Here is a 15,832-nt window from a genome sequence, read left to right as displayed (position 1 = left end):
TTGATCAGGGCGTTTCGACCTGATCGCGAGGGGCTGGTTCGGGCCACCGGTGGGAGATCCGCTCGGCAGGTTGCGAACGCAGGGGCACCCCGATCGGCCGCAGAGGCATACCAGCACCCGAGCACCGCACTCGTTCCACAGTCCGCCGGGACGCCCGTGGTGGGCGCCGAGTTGGCACTCTGCGCTGACGTAGCGCCGGGCCTGGGCTGTGTCCAGAGTGATGACGATGCCGGACGGGACGTCCGGTCTGGCGATCATTGCGGCTCCTCCAGTTCGGCCCAAACGACCACCGCGCCAGTTGCGTCCGTGGATCCCCATGAGGTGCAGGACTGCACGATGGCCAGAACATCAGCCCAGCGTTCGACTGATTCGTCGACAGGCGCGGGGACGCTCAGGCGCACTACTCCAGCGTTGGGGCGCGTAACGCGTACGTGGGCGCCTGTGGCCTGACCGAGCGCAGCCTTCACGGCTCCTGCGCACATGCCGATCTGCACCGATCCCTCAGTACATGTAAGGATTAGGTCTACACATACAGTAGGGCCTGGCCGCATACTCTGTCACCCACCGAGCACGGAACGTAGGAGGACATGCATGGCAGGCGACGCCGAATCCCCCTACCTCCGCATCGCAGACCACATCCGCGAACGGATCCTCACCGGCCAGCTCGCAGCCGGAGCCCAGTTGCCGTCTCTCGCTGCACTGCGTGAGGAATTCGGCTACTCCCACGGCGTCGGCCAGAACGCCTACCGGCTACTCGAATCCGAGGGCCTGGTCGTCGCCCGCCATGGCCGCGGCTACTACGTCCGCAGCCAGGAACCGCCCACCGTCCTGGTGCGCCGTCAACGCGTACCCCGCGGCGACGGCAGCCCGACGGAGGCCACCCTCGCCAGACAGGGTGTCGCCGGTACTTGGCGGCACGAATCTCAGCCGCGTGCCGCCGAGGCCCGCATCGCGGCCCGGCTGGAAATCCAGCCCGGCGATCCGGTGATGCACACGACCTACGTGTACCTGGCCGACGGAGACCCGGTGCAGCTCGCAGAGAGCTGGGAACCGATGGCCACCACTGGCGGCAGCTTGGTTGTCCTGCCCGAGGCCGGTCCACACGCTGGTATCGGCGTCGCCGACCGCATGGCGATCATCGGCATCGACGTGGGCGTGCCCGTTGAGCGCGTGAGTGCCAGGGCTGCCACGCGACCTGAGGCTCAGACCCTCGGCGTTGCACCCGCTGTCCCGGTGATGGCAATTGAACGGACCTACTACGACCAGGCCACCGGGCGCCCAGTTGAGACCGCAGACATCGTGCTCACCTCGCGCTGGGTTGCTGAGTACGGGCGCGCCCCACGTTCCTGACCTGCATGGTCCGATGCCAGTCGTGTGGTGGCGGCATGGCCGGTACGCCGACGGACGGTCCTGGTATGAGCCGGACGCGGACGGCGTGTGGCAGTGGACGCACGACACCCCGTAACGACGAAGCGCCCCCGCCCGGCCGAAGCCGAGCGGGGGCGGAGCGATCCCCGCGAGCGCGGGGCCGATAAGGAGCGCAAGGCCCGATACCGGCCGGCGGAGGAGCAATCCCCGCGAGCGCGGGGCCGACTGGGCCGTGCTGTTCCCCGGCGAGCCGGTGCTGGAGCAATCCCCGCATGTGCGGGGCCAACCCGTACAAGGTGGAGCAGGACATCGAGCGGCGGGAGCGATCCCCGCGTGTGCGGGGCCGATCGCAGATCGCCGTCGCCATCGCGCGGATCCCAGGAGAGATCCCCGCGAGCGCGGGGCCGATTGCGACGGCCTGGTCCTCGCCTTCAACCCGCAGGAGCGATCCCCGCGAGCGCGGGGCCGATGGAGTTGGAGCCGCCCACCATCGCGACCGATGGGAGCGATCCCCGCGAGCGCGGGGCCGATGCGTGGAAGTCCGCCCACGCGATATCCGAGCGGGAGCAATCCCCGCGGGCGCGGGGCCGATCGACCGTAGCTCCGGGGCGGGGCCGGAGCGCCGGAGCAATCCCCGCGGGCGCGGGGCCGATTCGATCAGCGGCCACATCGCGAACACGGCCGAGGAGCAATCCCCGCGGGCGCGGGGCCGATTGGGGCGTCGCGCAGCAGACAGCCAGCCGCTCGGAGCAATCCCCGCGGGCGCGGGGCCGATCGACCGTCAACGCGGGCCGTGCTCCGGTGGCGAGAGCAATCCCCGCGGGCGCGGGGCCGATCGGCTGCGGCGTTGAAGGCGACGGTGGCGCCGGGAGCAATCCCCGCGGGCGCGGGGCCGATCGCCCGCCAATAGTGGCGGGAATATCAACTCGGGAGCAATCCCCGCGGGCGCGGGGCCGATGTTGCCGGGGACCTGGAAGGCGACGGTGCCGCCGAGCAATCCCCGCGGGCGCGGGGCCGATTCGAGGCGGGCAAAGAAGTCCGCGGCCTGGTAGGAGCAATCCCCGCGGGCGCGGGGCCGATTGGCCTTCGTCAGGTCGTGGCCGGTGCCGGAGAGAGCAATCCCCGCGGGCGCGGGGCCGATGCTTTTTGACCTGGGGTGATTAGCGGTCGAGGGGCCTGATTGGTTCAGTTCGATTGGTGGAGGATCCGTCGAACGGCCGATGTGTTGTTGCCATCTTTCCTTGCCTCAGGGGTGGTTGTCGGTGTCGTGGCCTGAGTTCTCGAAGCGTACTCGCACGTGGAGGTTGAGGACCGTCGGCAGTGATACCCGTCCGAGGTTAGGGGCAGCCTGTTGCTGTCGTAGATGCTGGACGCTGGGGCAGTGGCCGAGATTATTCGGGGCCGCTGCCTGCCGATGGTGACGTGGCGGCGCCTGAATGGTCTTGCGGGGCCAGGTCTGTTCGCCTGGTTGTGCGGGATGCGTGGCTGAGGAGGTTGTCCGCCGGGTGGTGTTCATGTGGGACAGGTATGCGGCGGGTGCTGCCGGGCGGAGCGAAGTGGGGCGGGGCAGCTCGCCGGTTGCCACGGTGAGTGTCGCTGGCCTTGGGGTAGTCGGCCCCGGGCATGGGGAAGGTCGTAGAGCTTCAGCGCCGCCGCAGTGAGGCCTGGAAGTCGGCGCGTGGGAGCACGGCTATCAGGGGGAGTTGCCACTTACCGCGGTGGAGACCGTTCTGGTGTGTGGAGTTGGTCCTCGACGGGGTGCGTCGGATGGGCGGGCCCGGACCGAGCAGGTGATGTGCTCGGCCCCCACCGGCGCTGGGCGGGTGGGGGCCTGCCGGCGTCAGTGCAGCAGCAGCCGCAGGCTGAGCAGCCCGCGGTGTCGTGGGTTCTCCTGCCACTGCGCGGCCTCGGCCGGTTCGGCCAGGCGCAGGGCGGGGAAGCGGCGCAGCAGTTCGGTGAACGCTACCTCGGCCTGGAGGCGGCCGAGTTGTGCGCCGAGGCAGTGGTGGATGCCGTGGCCGAACGCGAGGTGTCGGGTGGCGTCCGGGCGGGTGATGTCGAAGCGGTCGGGGTCGGTGAAGACGGCCGGGTCGCGGTTGGCGGCGAGCAGGGCGATCTGGACGAACTCGCCGGCCGGGATCGTGGTGCCCCCGATGGTCACCGGCTCGGTCGTGCGGCGCAGCGAGGCGATGCTGAACGGGCTCTCGTAGCGCAGGACTTCCTCGATCGCGCCGGGAAGCAGTGCCGGATCCGCGCGCAGCGTTGCGAGTTGCTCGGGGTGGCTGAGCAGAGCGTGGATGCCGTTCGCGATCAGGTTGACGGTGGTCTGGTGGCCGGCGATGGCGAGCAGGAACGCCATCGAGGTGATCTCGGTCTCGGTCAGCCGGTCGCCGTCCGCCTGGGCGGCGAGGAGTTCGGAGATCAGGTCGTCGCCCGGGTGGGTGCGCTTGTGGTCGACCAGGGCGCGCAGGTAGTCCGCCATGCCTTCGGCGGTCTCCACCGAGACTTCGCCGTCCGCTCCGCCGTCCGCCTCGCCGTCCGCCTCCGGGCCGGCATCGACCGCGTTGCCCCGCACTTGGAGGTTCTCCCGTTCGGCCTGCGGCGCGCCGAACAGCTCGAAGACCACCGCGAGTGGCAGCGGCAGCGCGAACTCGCTGATCAGCTCGACCGGGTCGGGCCCGTCGAGCTGGTCCAGCAGTGCGCCGACGTGGCGCTCGACCATCGGTCGCAGGGTCGCCACCTGCCGCGCGGTGTAAGCCTGTTGGACCAGCTTGCGCAGTCGGGTGTGCTCCGGGGGGTCGGAGTTGAGCATGTGCGACATCAGGTCGCGGCCCGGGCCGCCCTCGGAGTTCCCGACGTGTCGGGCGAACGCCTCGGTGACGGCCTTCTTGCTCAGCCGGGGGTCGGTGAGGGCGGCCCGGCACTCGGCGTGGCCGGTGACGACCCAGCCTTCGAGTCCGGCCGCGCCGCCGAACCGGACCTTGCGGGCGCCGCCCTCGCTGCGCCAGCGGCGGTACGCGGCGTGCGGGTCGGCGTAGAACTGGCCGTCGGCGAGCTCCGGTTCGGTGGCGCTGTGTTCGGTGGCGCTGTGTTCGGTGCGTATGTGTTCGGCGTGCATGTGATCAGTGTGTATCGCGTGGCTTCAGGACGCGGACCTCGCTGACGCCGAGCAGGCCGAGCAGTGGCACCTTGGCGGTCCGCTGCTCGGGGTCGACGACCAGGCCGGCCGTACGGATCTGGTCCAGCAGCAGCTCGGCGAGCGGCATCACCATGTGCCGGCCCCAGCAGCGTTCGGAGGAGTGCCCGAACGGCAGGTAGCCGGGAGTGCTGTCCGGGTCGAGGTGGTCCCAGCGCTCCGGGCGGAACTCGTGCGGGTCCTCCCACAGGGCCGGGTCGCGGTGCGAGAGCAGCGGCAGGACGAGGACGTCGTCGCCCGCGCCGATCCGCGGGTCGATCGCGGGGTACTCGGGCGAGGCGCGGCGCAGGATGTTCCAGGACGGCGGCAGCAGGCGCAGCGACTCGAAGATGATGTTCCGGTTCGGCGTGCTGTCGTCGAACGGCGCGCCGAGCCAGAGCGCGTTCGCGACCAGGGTGGAGATGGTGAAGCAGACCGGTGCGGCGGCTCGGCGGTACATGCCGAGCGCGTACCGTCGGTCCTGGTAGTTGGCGGCCTTCGCGGTGAGCTTGCCGAGTTCGGTGAGGTCGTCGCCGGGCTTGGGCCTGCCGGGCAGTGCGGCGCCGGCCGAGATCACCAACCAGGTGAGCAGGGGCGTCAGTTCGAGGTTGCGGCTCATCAGGATCCGCAGCCGGCGCGGGTCCCGGCCGAGGATGAGGTCGCGCAGGAAGAGGTGTCCGGTGAGCGGCCACGGGCCGGACAGGTCGATGTTCGGCGGCAGCGGGGCCTTCAGTGCCTCGCGCACGTCGCTGCCGATCGTCCGCGTCACCGAGGACGCCTCGGTGCGGGTGATCGAACGTCCGTGCAGCGGTTTGAAGGTGGGCCGTTCGATCTCGGTGGCGCGCCGGGCGGCGAGGATCCGGTCGGTGAGCTCGGGCCCGGCGACCCCGATCGTGTCGGGTTCGAGCCGGACGGCGTCCTTGCCCAGATGGTCCCTGAGCAGGGCCTCAAGCCGGGGGGAGAGCACGGTGGTTCGCGAACGGGCGGAGGCGGGGGAGAGTGCCATGTGATGTCTCCGAGACTTTGCCGGGACCGGTCTCCGCCCCCGCCCCGGGCCCGATCTCCCGGCGGAGGCCGCGAGGGGGGCAGGGGCGGGGGCGGATCAGCTGTTCAGGTACCGGAGGTACCGATCAGCCGGCTTAGTACCAGATGTACCAAGCGCTGGCCTTCAGGCTCTTCTTGGCGAAGGACGCGTCACGGATGGCGAACAGGATCTTCATCTTTGGGTCTCCCTTTCGTTACCAGGTGGCTGAGCGAACGTAAGCCGACTCTGCAGTCGCCCTACAGACGTAGACACGCAGCCGGCTCCCCATCAGGTTCACTGTCGGGGGAGGTTCTTGTCGAGAGGCTCGGGGAGGTGGGGGGATTTGCCAGCGGATTTCCTGATTCGCCCCCCCCGGCTTTCCTGGTTCGCCCCCCCCGGCGGCTGACGGTGTCAGTCGCCGGAGCAGTCCGCGCACCGTCGCGGGCGCAGCCCGTCGAGGATGATGCCCAGGTAGCGGCGCCAGTCGGTGACCCCGGCCTGCACGACGTGGCAGAGGCCGATGTAGAGCGGTGACACGTCCGCGACGGTCAGGTCCTCTCGCACCGAACCCTCGGCCTGGGCGCGCTTGAGCACCTTGTCGGTGAGTTCGTTGAGTTCGGCGATCGCCGCTGCGTCGAACGTGCTGCCTCCGACCATCGCGGTGACCGTCTCCGCGTAGCCCCGGTCCTGTTCCTGCATGGTTCCGCAGAACTCCAGGGAGCGGGCGAGGCCGTGCCAGGGGTCGGGGTCGGGGAGCACCTCGTTCCTGAGGAAGTCCAGGGTCTGCTGGAACCGGTGCTCCACGATCGCTTCCGCCAGCGATTCCTTGGTCGGGAAGTGGCGGTACACCGTCCCGACGCCCACCCCGGCCCGGCGGGCGATGTCGCCCATCTGTGCGTCCCGCCCGGACTCGGAGAAGGCGGCTCGGGCGGCGTCGAGCACCTTGAGCCGGTTGCGGGCGGCGTCGGAGCGCAGCTTGCCGCCGGTGGGTGTGCTGGAACGGGAAGGGGGAGGGGAAGGGGTGTTTGACAAGGGGAACCGCGCCTCCGTATCGTCGCCATCCGGAACCGTGAGTCCGATTCCGGTTACCACTTTAACCCACAGGAGCGTATCCCTCCCATGGCCGTGCCTCCCACTTCCTCCTTATCGACCTCGACCTCGACCTCCTCCCCGGATCCTCTCCGCTGGAAGGCGCTCGTCGTCCTGGCCGTCGCCCAGTTGACGGTGGTGCTCGACGCCTCGATCGTGAACGTCGCGCTGCCCTCGATCCAGCGGGACCTGCACTTCGCCGACTCCGACGTCCAGTGGATCGTCAACGCCTACGCACTCGCCTTCGGCGGCTTCCTGCTGCTCGGCGGCCGGACCGCCGATCTGCTCGGACGGCGGCGGGTGTTCATGACCGGACTCGGCCTGTTCGCCGCCACGTCGCTGCTCGGCGGTCTCGCACCGACCGCGGGCCTGCTGATCGCCGCGCGGGTGGGGCAGGGCCTCGGCGCCGCGATCATCGCGCCGGCCGCCCTGTCGATCGTCACCACGACCTTCACCGAAGGCGCCGAACGCAACAAGGCCCTCGGCATCTGGGGCGCGCTCGCCGGAGCGGGCGGTGCCATCGGCGTGCTGCTCGGCGGTGTGCTCACCCAGTGGGCGGGCTGGGAGTGGGTGATGTTCGTCAACGTGCCGATCTGCGTCGTGGCCGCCGTCCTCACGCCGGGGTTCGTCCGCGAGAGCCGCGGCCACGAGCGCACGGGCATCGACTTCGCCGGTGCCGCACTGGTCACCGGCGGTCTCAGCGTGCTGGTCTACGCGCTCGTGGACGCCGAGCGGGCGGGCTGGGGTTCGGCCAGGACCATCGGGCTGCTGGGCCTCGCGGCCGTCCTGCTGCTGGTCTTCGCCCTGGTCGAACTGCGCCTCGTCAAGCACCCGGTGATGCCGTTGCGGATCTTCCGCAACCGCAACCTCTCCAGCGCCAACGCGGTGTCCCTGCTGGTGGGCGCCGCGCTGCTGTCGATGTTCTTCTTCATCTCCCTCTACCTCCAGCAGGTGCTCGGCTTCTCCGCGCTGGAGGCCGGACTGTCCTATCTGCCCTTCTCGGTGGCGAGCATCGTCGCCGCCGGTGCGGCCTCGCAGCTGGTGACCAAGGTCGGGCCCAGGCCCGTCCTCGCCTGCGGTCTGGCGCTCACCGCGGTGGGGCTCCTGCTGTTCACCCGCATCCCCGCCGACGGCACGTTCGCCGGGGACGTGCTCCTGCCCTCGGTGGTCGCGGCACTCGGACTCGGGTTCTCGTTCGTGCCCGTGACCATCGTCGCCGTCTCCGGTGTGACACCGCAGGAGTCGGGTCTCGCCTCCGGCCTCATCAACACCACCCAGCAGATCGGCGGCGCGCTCGGCCTCGCCGTGCTCTCCTCGGTGGCCAACGCCCGTATCAGGGAGCTCCTTGAGGGCAAGCAGGCCGGTGGCCCGGCCACGGCCGACGCGATGACGGAGGGCTTCCGGCTCGCGTTCGCCGTCGGGGCGGGCTTCGCCCTGCTCGGCGTGCTCATCACCCTGCTGGCCGTACCCAGGGGCGAGCGTTCCGTGCGCGAGGACGTGCCGGTCACTCCGGTCTGACGAACGGCGGCCTCCGGACGCGCGACCGAACGGCGGCGACCGAACAACGGCGACCGAACGGCGGCCTCCGGACGCACGAAGGCGCTCACCCTGCCCTCGACGGCTACGGGGTGAGCGCCCTCGCGTGCTCCCTGTACGACGGTGCGCGGCGGTGCGCGGCGTTGTACGGCGGTGCCTCGGTAGGGACGGTGCCTCAGTAGGACAGCCCCGGGCAGTACACCCCCTGCTGCGGCGCCGTGTACGAGCCGCGCACCACCAGCGTCTCCAGCCGCTCCAGGGCGATGCCCCGGGTGCGGAACGCCCAGCTCAGGGTCTCGGGCAGCAGCCGGCCCGGGATCCGCAGCCGGGGCGGCGCGCCGTCGGGGACGGCCCGGCGCATCAGCTCGCCGGCGCCCGTGTACAGCGCCCGTGCCGCGGCCTCCGAGGCCGCGGTCAGATGGCCCATGTCGGACAGGCCCGTGGTGTAGCCGGCGAGCGCGCCGCTCGACCGGTCCACGACCACGTACGGCTGCGACCAGCTGAAGGCCCGCTTGGCCGCCATGTGGATCTCTCCGTCCCGCGCATGGCCGTTGACCGAGCGGTACAGCTCCTGGCACGCGGGCACGTCGTCCTCGGTCATCGCGCGCACCGTGAAGCCCGCCATGTTCGCCGGGGTGGGCGGTGCGTACCCGGCGACCAGGGACAGCTGCTCGTACGGGACGAAGCCGAGCGAGGAGTAGAGCCGGTACGCGCCCAGGTTGTTGGTCACCTGGACGGCCCGGACCGAGTCCCGGTCGTGCCGGGCGGACGCGCCGATCACCTCGTCCATCAGCAGCCGGCCCACACCGCCGCCCTGCGCGCCGGGCGCGACGCTGAGCGGGCCGAAGGCGGCGACGGACTCGCCCAGGACCAGGAAGTTGGAGCCCGTCACGGAGCCCGCGCCGTCGACCGCCACGTAGGCGAGGCAGCCCGGGGCCGCGAGCCGGTCCCGGAACATCTCCGTCACCTCGTCCACCGACGACCACTCCGGAGCGAGACCGAGCGAGGCGTTCAGGGTGTTGAAGGCCTCGAAGCAGATGCCCACCATCGCCGGAAGGTCCTCCCGCGCCGCCTTCCGGACCCGGAAGGCCTGTGCACCGCCGTCCACGGCGTCGCCGCCGGGAAGGTCGCCGGCGCCCGGTTCGGGGAAGTAGCCGGCGCCCGGCTCGGGGAAGCGGCCGACGCCCGGCTCGGGGAAGTAGCCGACGCGGACGAAGAACCCGACGTACTTCTCGAAGAGTTCACGCGTCATCGGCGGGCAGTCGACGCCGGTACCGGCCAGCAGCTCCCGGGTCTGCGAGGTGTCGACGGACAGGTAGTGGTTGCGTCCGCTGTAGATGGTCGATTCGAACGCGTCGATCATCGGGACCATCGCGTTGTCGCGGTCGGCGCGGATGCGCCGCACCCAGGCGTCCCAGCGGAGTTCGTCCAGGTGGTAGCCGAGGGAGCGGAGGGATTCCGTCATCGCGGAGAACGGGAGGTGCGTCCCGTTGGCGAGGTGGTGGTTGCGGCCCGCCGCCCGGTCGTCGCGGGACAGCCGCAGGATCGCCGCGCTGACGTGGTCGACCGGCACCAGGTGGAAGATGCCGGCGGGATCCTGCGGTACGGCGCCGGCCTGCACGATGCCCTTCATGCTCAGCCAGACGAAGTCGTGGGTCTGGCAGAAGCCGCGCTCCGAGTCGCCGGAGATCTCGTCCACCCGGTAGACCGAGACCGGCAGGCCCCGCCCCCTGGCGAGTTCGATGATCTGCTCCGCCACCAGTTTCGTCTGCCGGTAGCCGGACGACAGCGCCTCGGCGGGGCCCGGCGGATCGGTCACCTGGAGGGCCTGCCCGGGGACCGCCTCCGCGGCGAACACGCCGGTGGACGAGACGTGGTGGACGGGCACGGTGCGGTGCCGTGCGGCCAGGCGCAGGATCTCCGCGGTGCCCGTGACGTTCGCGTCCTTCAACGCCGAGTACGGGTAGAGGCCGTTGACGGTCGCGGCGGCGTGGTAGACGCTGTCCACGCTGCGGGCGAGGGCGTCGAAGCGTTCGGGGGCCAGCCCCAGCAGCGGCCGGGCGAGATCGCCGACGACCACGGACAACCGGTTCGGGTCGATGCCGTCCCAGAACTCGTACCACTCCAGGTTCTTGCGCAGCCGCGCCCACGCGTCCGCCTCGTCGGCCCCGCGGACCAGACAGTGCACGGTCGCACGGGTCGTCCGCAGCAGGTCGCGCAGCAGGTACGCGCCCAGGAACCCGGTCGCACCGGTGAGGAGCACCTCCCGCGGGTCGTCCGCGACCCGGATCACCTCGTCGGCGGGGGAGACGTCCGCCGCCAGGACGACCTCGGCGGCGAAGTCCACCGCGTCCTCGTCGACGCCCGGCGTGGCGGACACCGCGGCCAGCACCTTCGCGAGCAGGTGGTCGGCGAGCACCGCCGGGGTCGGGTGCTCGAAGACGAGCGTCGGGCGCAGGCTCACCCCGCAGAAGTCGCTGAACTGGTTGCGCATCTCCACGGCCATGAGGGAGTCGACGCCGAGTTCGAGGAACGGCACGTCGGGGTCGATGGCGTCCGCGCTGTCATGGCCGAGCACCGCCGCGACCCGAGTGGCGATCCGGTCCACCATGTGGAGGAGCTGCTTCTCCTCGTCCAGTCCGGCGAGCACGCCGGCCAGACGGGCGGCGACCTCCGGGCGCTCACCCGGCTTGAGCACCCGCCCGGACGGGGTCGTCTTCTCGGCGGTCTCCCCGGCGGTCTCCCCGGCGGTCTCCCCGGCCGCCTCCCCGGCCGCCTCCCCGGCCGTATCCGCGGCCGTCTCCCCGGCCGCCTCCCCGGCCGCCGACTCCACGGCCACGGTCGGTACCGGTGACGCGGCGGGGGCGGCGAGTGCGGGCAGCCAGTAACGCTTGCGCTGGAAGGCGTAGGTCGGCAGCGTGACGTGGCGGGCGGCGGTGCCGTCGAAGAACGCCGCCCAGTCGACCGGGACGCCGGCGGTGTGGAGCGCGGCGGCGACACCGACGGCGGTCGCGGCACCGGGCCGGTCACGCCGGGAAACCGGCAGCGCACGGTGGCCGCCCGTGCGGCCACCCCCGTCACCCCCGTCACCCCTGTCGGCGTCGTCGGCGATCTGACGCACCAGGGCCGTCAGGGACGCGTCCGGGCCCAGTTCGACGAAGGTGTCGGTGCCCCGCTCCCGCAGGGTCCCCACCGCGGCGGCGAACCGGACGGCCGAGCGCAGCTGCCCGGTCCAGTACGCGGGTGTCAGCAGTTCCGCACCGGCGACGGCACCGGTGACCGTGGAGACGATCGGCACGTCCGGCGTACGGTAGACGACGGTCCGGGCCACGGCCTCGAACTCCTCCAGCACCGCGTCCATCCGGGGCGAATGGAAAGCGTGACTCACCGTCAGACGCTTGGTCCTGCCGCCCCGTTCGGACACCGCCCGGGCGACCTCCGCCACGGCGTCCTCGTCGCCCGAGACCACGACGGACCGGGGCGCGTTCACGGCGGCGATCGCCAGCCGGGACTCCCGGCCGGCGAGCAGCGGCAGGACCTCGTCCTCCGTGGCCTCCAGCGCGATCATGGCACCGCCTTCGGGCAGCGCCTGCATCAGCTCGCCCCGGGCGGTGACCAGCCTGGCCGCGTCCGCCGGCGAGAACACCCCGGCGACGTGCGCGGCGGTCAGCTCGCCGAGGGAGTGGCCGACGAGCGCGTCGGGACGCACCCCCCAGGACCGCAGCAGCGCGAACTGCGCGACCTCCAGTGCGAACAGGGCGGGTTGGGCGATACCGGTGCGATGGATGCGTCCGCCGTCCGCCGCGTCGCCGGCGGTGAGGAGCAACTGCCTTACCTGCGGTGCCAGATGGTCGCACACCGTGTCCAGTGCTTCGGCGAACACCGGGAACGCCTCGTACAGTTCACGGGCCATGCCGGCCCACTGGGAGCCCTGGCCCGTGAAGAGGAACGCCGTGGTCCGGGCGGCACCGGCGTGATCCGTGGTCAGCCCGGCCGCGGGCTCGCCCTCCGCGAGCGCGCCGAGGGCGCGCAGCATGCCCTCCGCGCTGCCCGCTCCGTCCGCGCCGCGACCGAGGTCCGCGACGACGGCGGCCCGGTGTTCGAGCCCGGCCCGGGACAGTGCCAGGGTGCGCCCCACGTCCACGGCATCCCGCTCGGGCGCCGCGCGCAGGAACGACTCCAGCCGGCGGGCCTGGTCGCGCAGCGCGGCCGGGGACTTCGCGGACAGCAGCCACGGTACGGCGGTGAGCGCCCGGACCGGGGCCGGGGTCTCCTCGGCCGAGGGGGAGCGCGGGGCCTCCTCCAGGACGACATGGGCGTTGGTGCCGCTGATGGCGAAGGAGGACACCCCGGCGCGCCGGGGCCGTCCGTCGGCCGCCGTCCACGGCCGCGCCTCGTCGAGCAGCCGTACGTTCCCCGACGACCAGTCGACGTGCGGTGACGGCCGGTCCACGTGCAGGGTCGCCGGGAGTACGGCGTGCCGCATCGCCTCCACCAGCTTGATGACACCGGCCATGCCCGCGGCGGCCTGGGTGTGGGCGATGTTGGACTTCACCGAGCCGATCCACAGCGGCCGTTGAGGGTCCCGGCCGCGCCCGTACGCGGCGAGGATCGCCTCGGCCTCGATCGGGTCGCCGAGCATGGTCCCCGTGCCGTGGGCCTCGACCAGGTCGACCTCGTGCGCGGCCACCCGGGCGTTGTCGAGCGCCCGGCGGATCACCCGCTGCTGCGCCCGGCCGTTGGGCGCGGTGAGCCCGTTGGACGCGCCGTCCTGGTTCACGGCGCTGCCCCGGATCACGGCGAGCACCCGGTGGCCCGCCCGCTGCGCGTCCGAGAGCCGTTCGAGCAGCAGCACCCCCGCGCCCTCGCCGAAGGCGGTGCCGTCCGCCGCGCCGGCGAAGGCCTTCACCCGGCCGTCCGGGGCGAGGCCCCGGTGCCTGCTGAAGGTGATCATGTCGTCCGGGGTGGACATCACCGTGACCCCGCCCGCGAGCGCGAGCCGCGACTCACCGGAGCGCAGGGATCCGCAGGCCAGGTGGAGGGCCACCAGGGACGCGGAGCAGGCCGTGTCGACGGTGACGGCGGGGCCGTGCAGACCGAGGGTGTAGGCCACCCGGCCGGACATCACGCTGCCCGAGGTGGCGAAGCCGAGATGGCCCTCGTACTCGGATCCGGGCGCGGCGAGCGTGCTGTACGTCTGTCCCTTGGTGCCGACGAAGACGCCGGTCTCCGAGCCGGCCAGGCCGGTCGGATCGAGGCCCGCCCGTTCGAAGACCTCCCACGCGACCTCCAGCATCAACCGCTGCTGCGGGTCCATCGCGGTCGCCTCGCGCGGGGCTATGCCGAAGAATCCGGCGTCGAACGCGGACGGGTCGGTCAGGAAGCCGCCGCGTGAGACGTAGCTGGTGCCGTGGTGGTCGGGGTCGGGGTCGAACAGCGTGTCCAGCGCCCAGCCCCGGTCGGCGGGGAAGTCCGAGGTGGCGTCCCGGCCTGCGGCGACGAGGTCCCACAGCTGCTCGGGCGACTCCACCCCGCCGGGGAAGCGACAGGCCATGCCGATGATGGCGATCGGCTCGGCGCCGTCCGGGTCGGGCCCCGCGGGGGTCGTGCGCTCGGCCGGGAACGCTTCGGCGGCCGTGCGGGTGCCCGTCGGCTCCGTCAGCTCCGACGGTTCTGTCGGCTCCGATGGCTCCGTCAGCTCGGAGACCAGCCGGTCCGCGAAGGCGGCTGGCGTCGGGTGGTCGAACACGGCGGTCGCCGGGAGCCGCAGCCCGACCAGCGCGCACAGTTGCCGCCCGACCGCCACGACGGCGAGGGAGCCGAGGCCGAGGTCCACGAACGGCCTTGTGGGCATGACCCGTTCGGCTTCGACGCCGAGCGCGAGCGCCACCTCGGCGCGGACCAGGTCCAGCACCGTCCGGGCCCGCTCGGCCGCCGTCAGCGCCGCGAGACGGCCCGCCCACTCGCCCCGGTCGGGCTCGGCCCCGCGCTCCCCGGGCGCGCCGGTGGACGCCGTACCGAGCAACCGGGCATCCGCGTCCGCCAGCAGATGCCGGGTGACCTTCCCGGACGCGGTGCGCGGAACGCGCTCGACGGCGTACACCTTCTCCGGCACCTTGAAGAAGGACAGCCGCGTCCGGCAGTGCTCGAACAGCGCCTGGACGTCGACGCCTTCGGGACCGGGCACCACGTACGCGACGGGCACCTCGCCGAGCACCTTGTGGGGCTCCCCGCCCACCGCCGCGTCGGCCACGCCCGGCGCCGTGCGCACCACGTCCTCGATCTCCACGGGGTGGATGTTCTCGCCGCCCCGGATGATCAGCTCCTTGAGACGGCCGGTCAGGGTCACCTGCCCGAGGGCGTCCCGGCGGGCCAGATCGCCCGTGCGGTACCAGCCGTCCCGCAGCACCTCCGCCGTGGCGTCGGGCTGCCCGTGGTAGCCCAGCATCAGGTTGGGGCCGCTGACCCAGACCTCGCCCTGCTCGCCGTCGGGCACCTCGGCACCGGAACCGCCGTCCACCAGGCGGATGTCCACCCCCGGAACGGGCGGCCCGGCCGCCCCGGCGACCCGGTCGCCCGTCGGCCGGTTCGAGGTGATCGCGCCGGTCTCGGTCGATCCGTACTGGTCCACCAGCGGGACCCCGAACGCCTCCTCGAAACGGCTGCCGAGGGAGGCGCCGCCGGCCGAACCGGCGACGAACCCCAGCCGCAGCGAAGGCAGCCGGGTGTGCTCCTGGCGGGCGCGGTCCAGCAGGTAGTGGTACGTCGTCGGTACCCCGGCGAGGAAGGTCACCCCGTCGTCGCGCAGGGCGTCCAGCACCTCGGAAGGGGCGAAGCCGCTCATCAGCCGGGCGCCGGCGCCCACGGCCACGACCGCCATGACGCACAGGTTCTGGCCCAGGCCGTGGAACAGCGGCATCGGCCACAGCAGCCGGTCGTCCTGCGTCATCCCGAGCACACCCACGTGGCAGGCCTCCACCAGCCACAGCGAGCTGCGCAGGGAGTAGAGCACCCCCTTGGGACGGCCGGTGGTGCCCGAGGTGTAGAGCATCCAGGCCGGAGCGTCGAGCGGGTTCTCCTCGGGCACCGGCCCGTCGTACGGGGTGGCCGCGAGCGTCTCGTACGTGGTGATGTCGTACCCGGCGGTGTCCGCGGTGTCCGCGCTATCGGAAGCGGCAGCGCCGGGGGAGTCGCCGGTGAGCACGATCGAGGGCCGGGACGGGCCGGACGCGGCCACCGCGCGCAGCAGCACGTCGAGCCGTGCCGGGTCGCACAGCACCACCGACGCCCCGGAGTCCCGCAGGAAGTGGACCAGTTCGGCCTCGGACGCCTGCGGATTCATCGGCACGGTGATGCCGCCCGCCCGGATGACGGCGAGGCAGCTCTCCACCATCTCCACGCTGTTGCCCATGAGGACGGCGGCGCGGCCGCCGTTCTCCAGTCCCAGCGCGGCAAGCCGGCCGGCGAGCCGAGAGGTCCGCAGATCCAGTTCCCGGTAGCCGACGCCCCGCCGGGCGTCGGTGAAGGCCACCTTGTCCCCGATCCGGGCGGCGTGTCCGCCGAGCAGTTCGGACAGCGGACGGATCAGCGAAGGGGTCGTGTCAGGAGCCATGTCATCGCACCTCTCGGCTCTGTGTTCA

7 protein-coding genes are annotated in these 15,832 nt (G+C 72.1%); 2 read left to right on the top strand and 5 right to left on the bottom strand.

From position 1 onward, the window contains the following. Window positions 1-591: 591 nt before the first annotated feature. Window positions 592-1,350, top strand: a complete 759-nt coding sequence (locus AC07BF_RS09615; RefSeq protein WP_363621546.1) for a GntR family transcriptional regulator — start codon at window positions 592-594, stop codon at window positions 1,348-1,350. Between the two features lie 1,858 nt (window positions 1,351-3,208). Here AC07BF_RS09615 and AC07BF_RS09610 read toward each other — a convergent pair. From AC07BF_RS09610 to AC07BF_RS09595, 4 genes are all read right to left on the bottom strand, one after another. Beyond that, on the bottom strand, window positions 3,209-4,486 hold the full coding sequence (locus tag AC07BF_RS09610) for a cytochrome P450 family protein (protein WP_363588664.1): 1,278 nt from the start codon (window positions 4,484-4,486) through the stop codon (window positions 3,209-3,211). Window positions 4,487-4,490: 4 nt separating this feature from the next. Then, window positions 4,491-5,549: a cytochrome P450 gene (locus AC07BF_RS09605; RefSeq protein ID WP_363588662.1), complete on the bottom strand. Its 1,059-nt coding sequence runs from the start codon at window positions 5,547-5,549 to the stop codon at window positions 4,491-4,493. Window positions 5,550-5,682: 133 nt separating this feature from the next. Next, window positions 5,683-5,763 carry a tryptorubin family RiPP precursor gene (locus AC07BF_RS09600; RefSeq protein WP_224285092.1) on the bottom strand — a complete coding sequence of 27 codons (81 nt, stop codon included), beginning with the start codon at window positions 5,761-5,763 and terminating at the stop codon, window positions 5,683-5,685. Between the two features lie 215 nt (window positions 5,764-5,978). Further along, the gene (locus AC07BF_RS09595; RefSeq protein ID WP_363588660.1) at window positions 5,979-6,599 is read right to left on the bottom strand and encodes a TetR/AcrR family transcriptional regulator; all 621 of its coding nucleotides are present in this window, start codon (window positions 6,597-6,599) and stop codon (window positions 5,979-5,981) included. 87 nt (window positions 6,600-6,686) lie between these two features. On the opposite strand from AC07BF_RS09595, the gene AC07BF_RS09590 reads away from it, so the two are divergent. Further along, a complete protein-coding gene (locus AC07BF_RS09590) occupies window positions 6,687-8,174 on the top strand; it encodes an MFS transporter (RefSeq protein ID WP_478317453.1) in 1,488 nt (495 codons plus the stop codon). Between the two features lie 193 nt (window positions 8,175-8,367). On the opposite strand, the gene AC07BF_RS09585 is transcribed toward AC07BF_RS09590, so the two are convergent. Continuing rightward, window positions 8,368-15,804, bottom strand: coding sequence for a thioester reductase domain-containing protein (locus tag AC07BF_RS09585; protein WP_478333161.1), 7,437 nt, complete (start codon window positions 15,802-15,804; stop codon window positions 8,368-8,370). Between the last annotated feature and the right edge of the window lie 28 nt (window positions 15,805-15,832).

The sequence above is a fragment of the Kitasatospora sp. NPDC043950 genome (assembly GCF_056435345.1).
This window is presented reverse-complemented; position numbering and strand designations above follow the sequence as displayed.

Bases quoted from the DNA above. Each gene is read 5' to 3' on its own strand.
- AC07BF_RS09610 (WP_363588664.1), bottom strand. From the start codon at position 4,486: ATGCACGCCGAACACATACGCACCGAACACAGCGCCACCGAACACAGC.
- AC07BF_RS09590 (WP_478317453.1), top strand. From the start codon at position 6,687: ATGGCCGTGCCTCCCACTTCCTCCTTATCGACCTCGACCTCGACCTCC.
- AC07BF_RS09600 (WP_224285092.1), bottom strand. From the start codon at position 5,763: ATGAAGATCCTGTTCGCCATCCGTGACGCGTCCTTCGCCAAGAAGAGC.
- AC07BF_RS09605 (WP_363588662.1), bottom strand. From the start codon at position 5,549: ATGGCACTCTCCCCCGCCTCCGCCCGTTCGCGAACCACCGTGCTCTCC.
- AC07BF_RS09585 (WP_478333161.1), bottom strand. From the start codon at position 15,804: ATGGCTCCTGACACGACCCCTTCGCTGATCCGTCCGCTGTCCGAACTG.
- AC07BF_RS09615 (WP_363621546.1), top strand. From the start codon at position 592: ATGGCAGGCGACGCCGAATCCCCCTACCTCCGCATCGCAGACCACATC.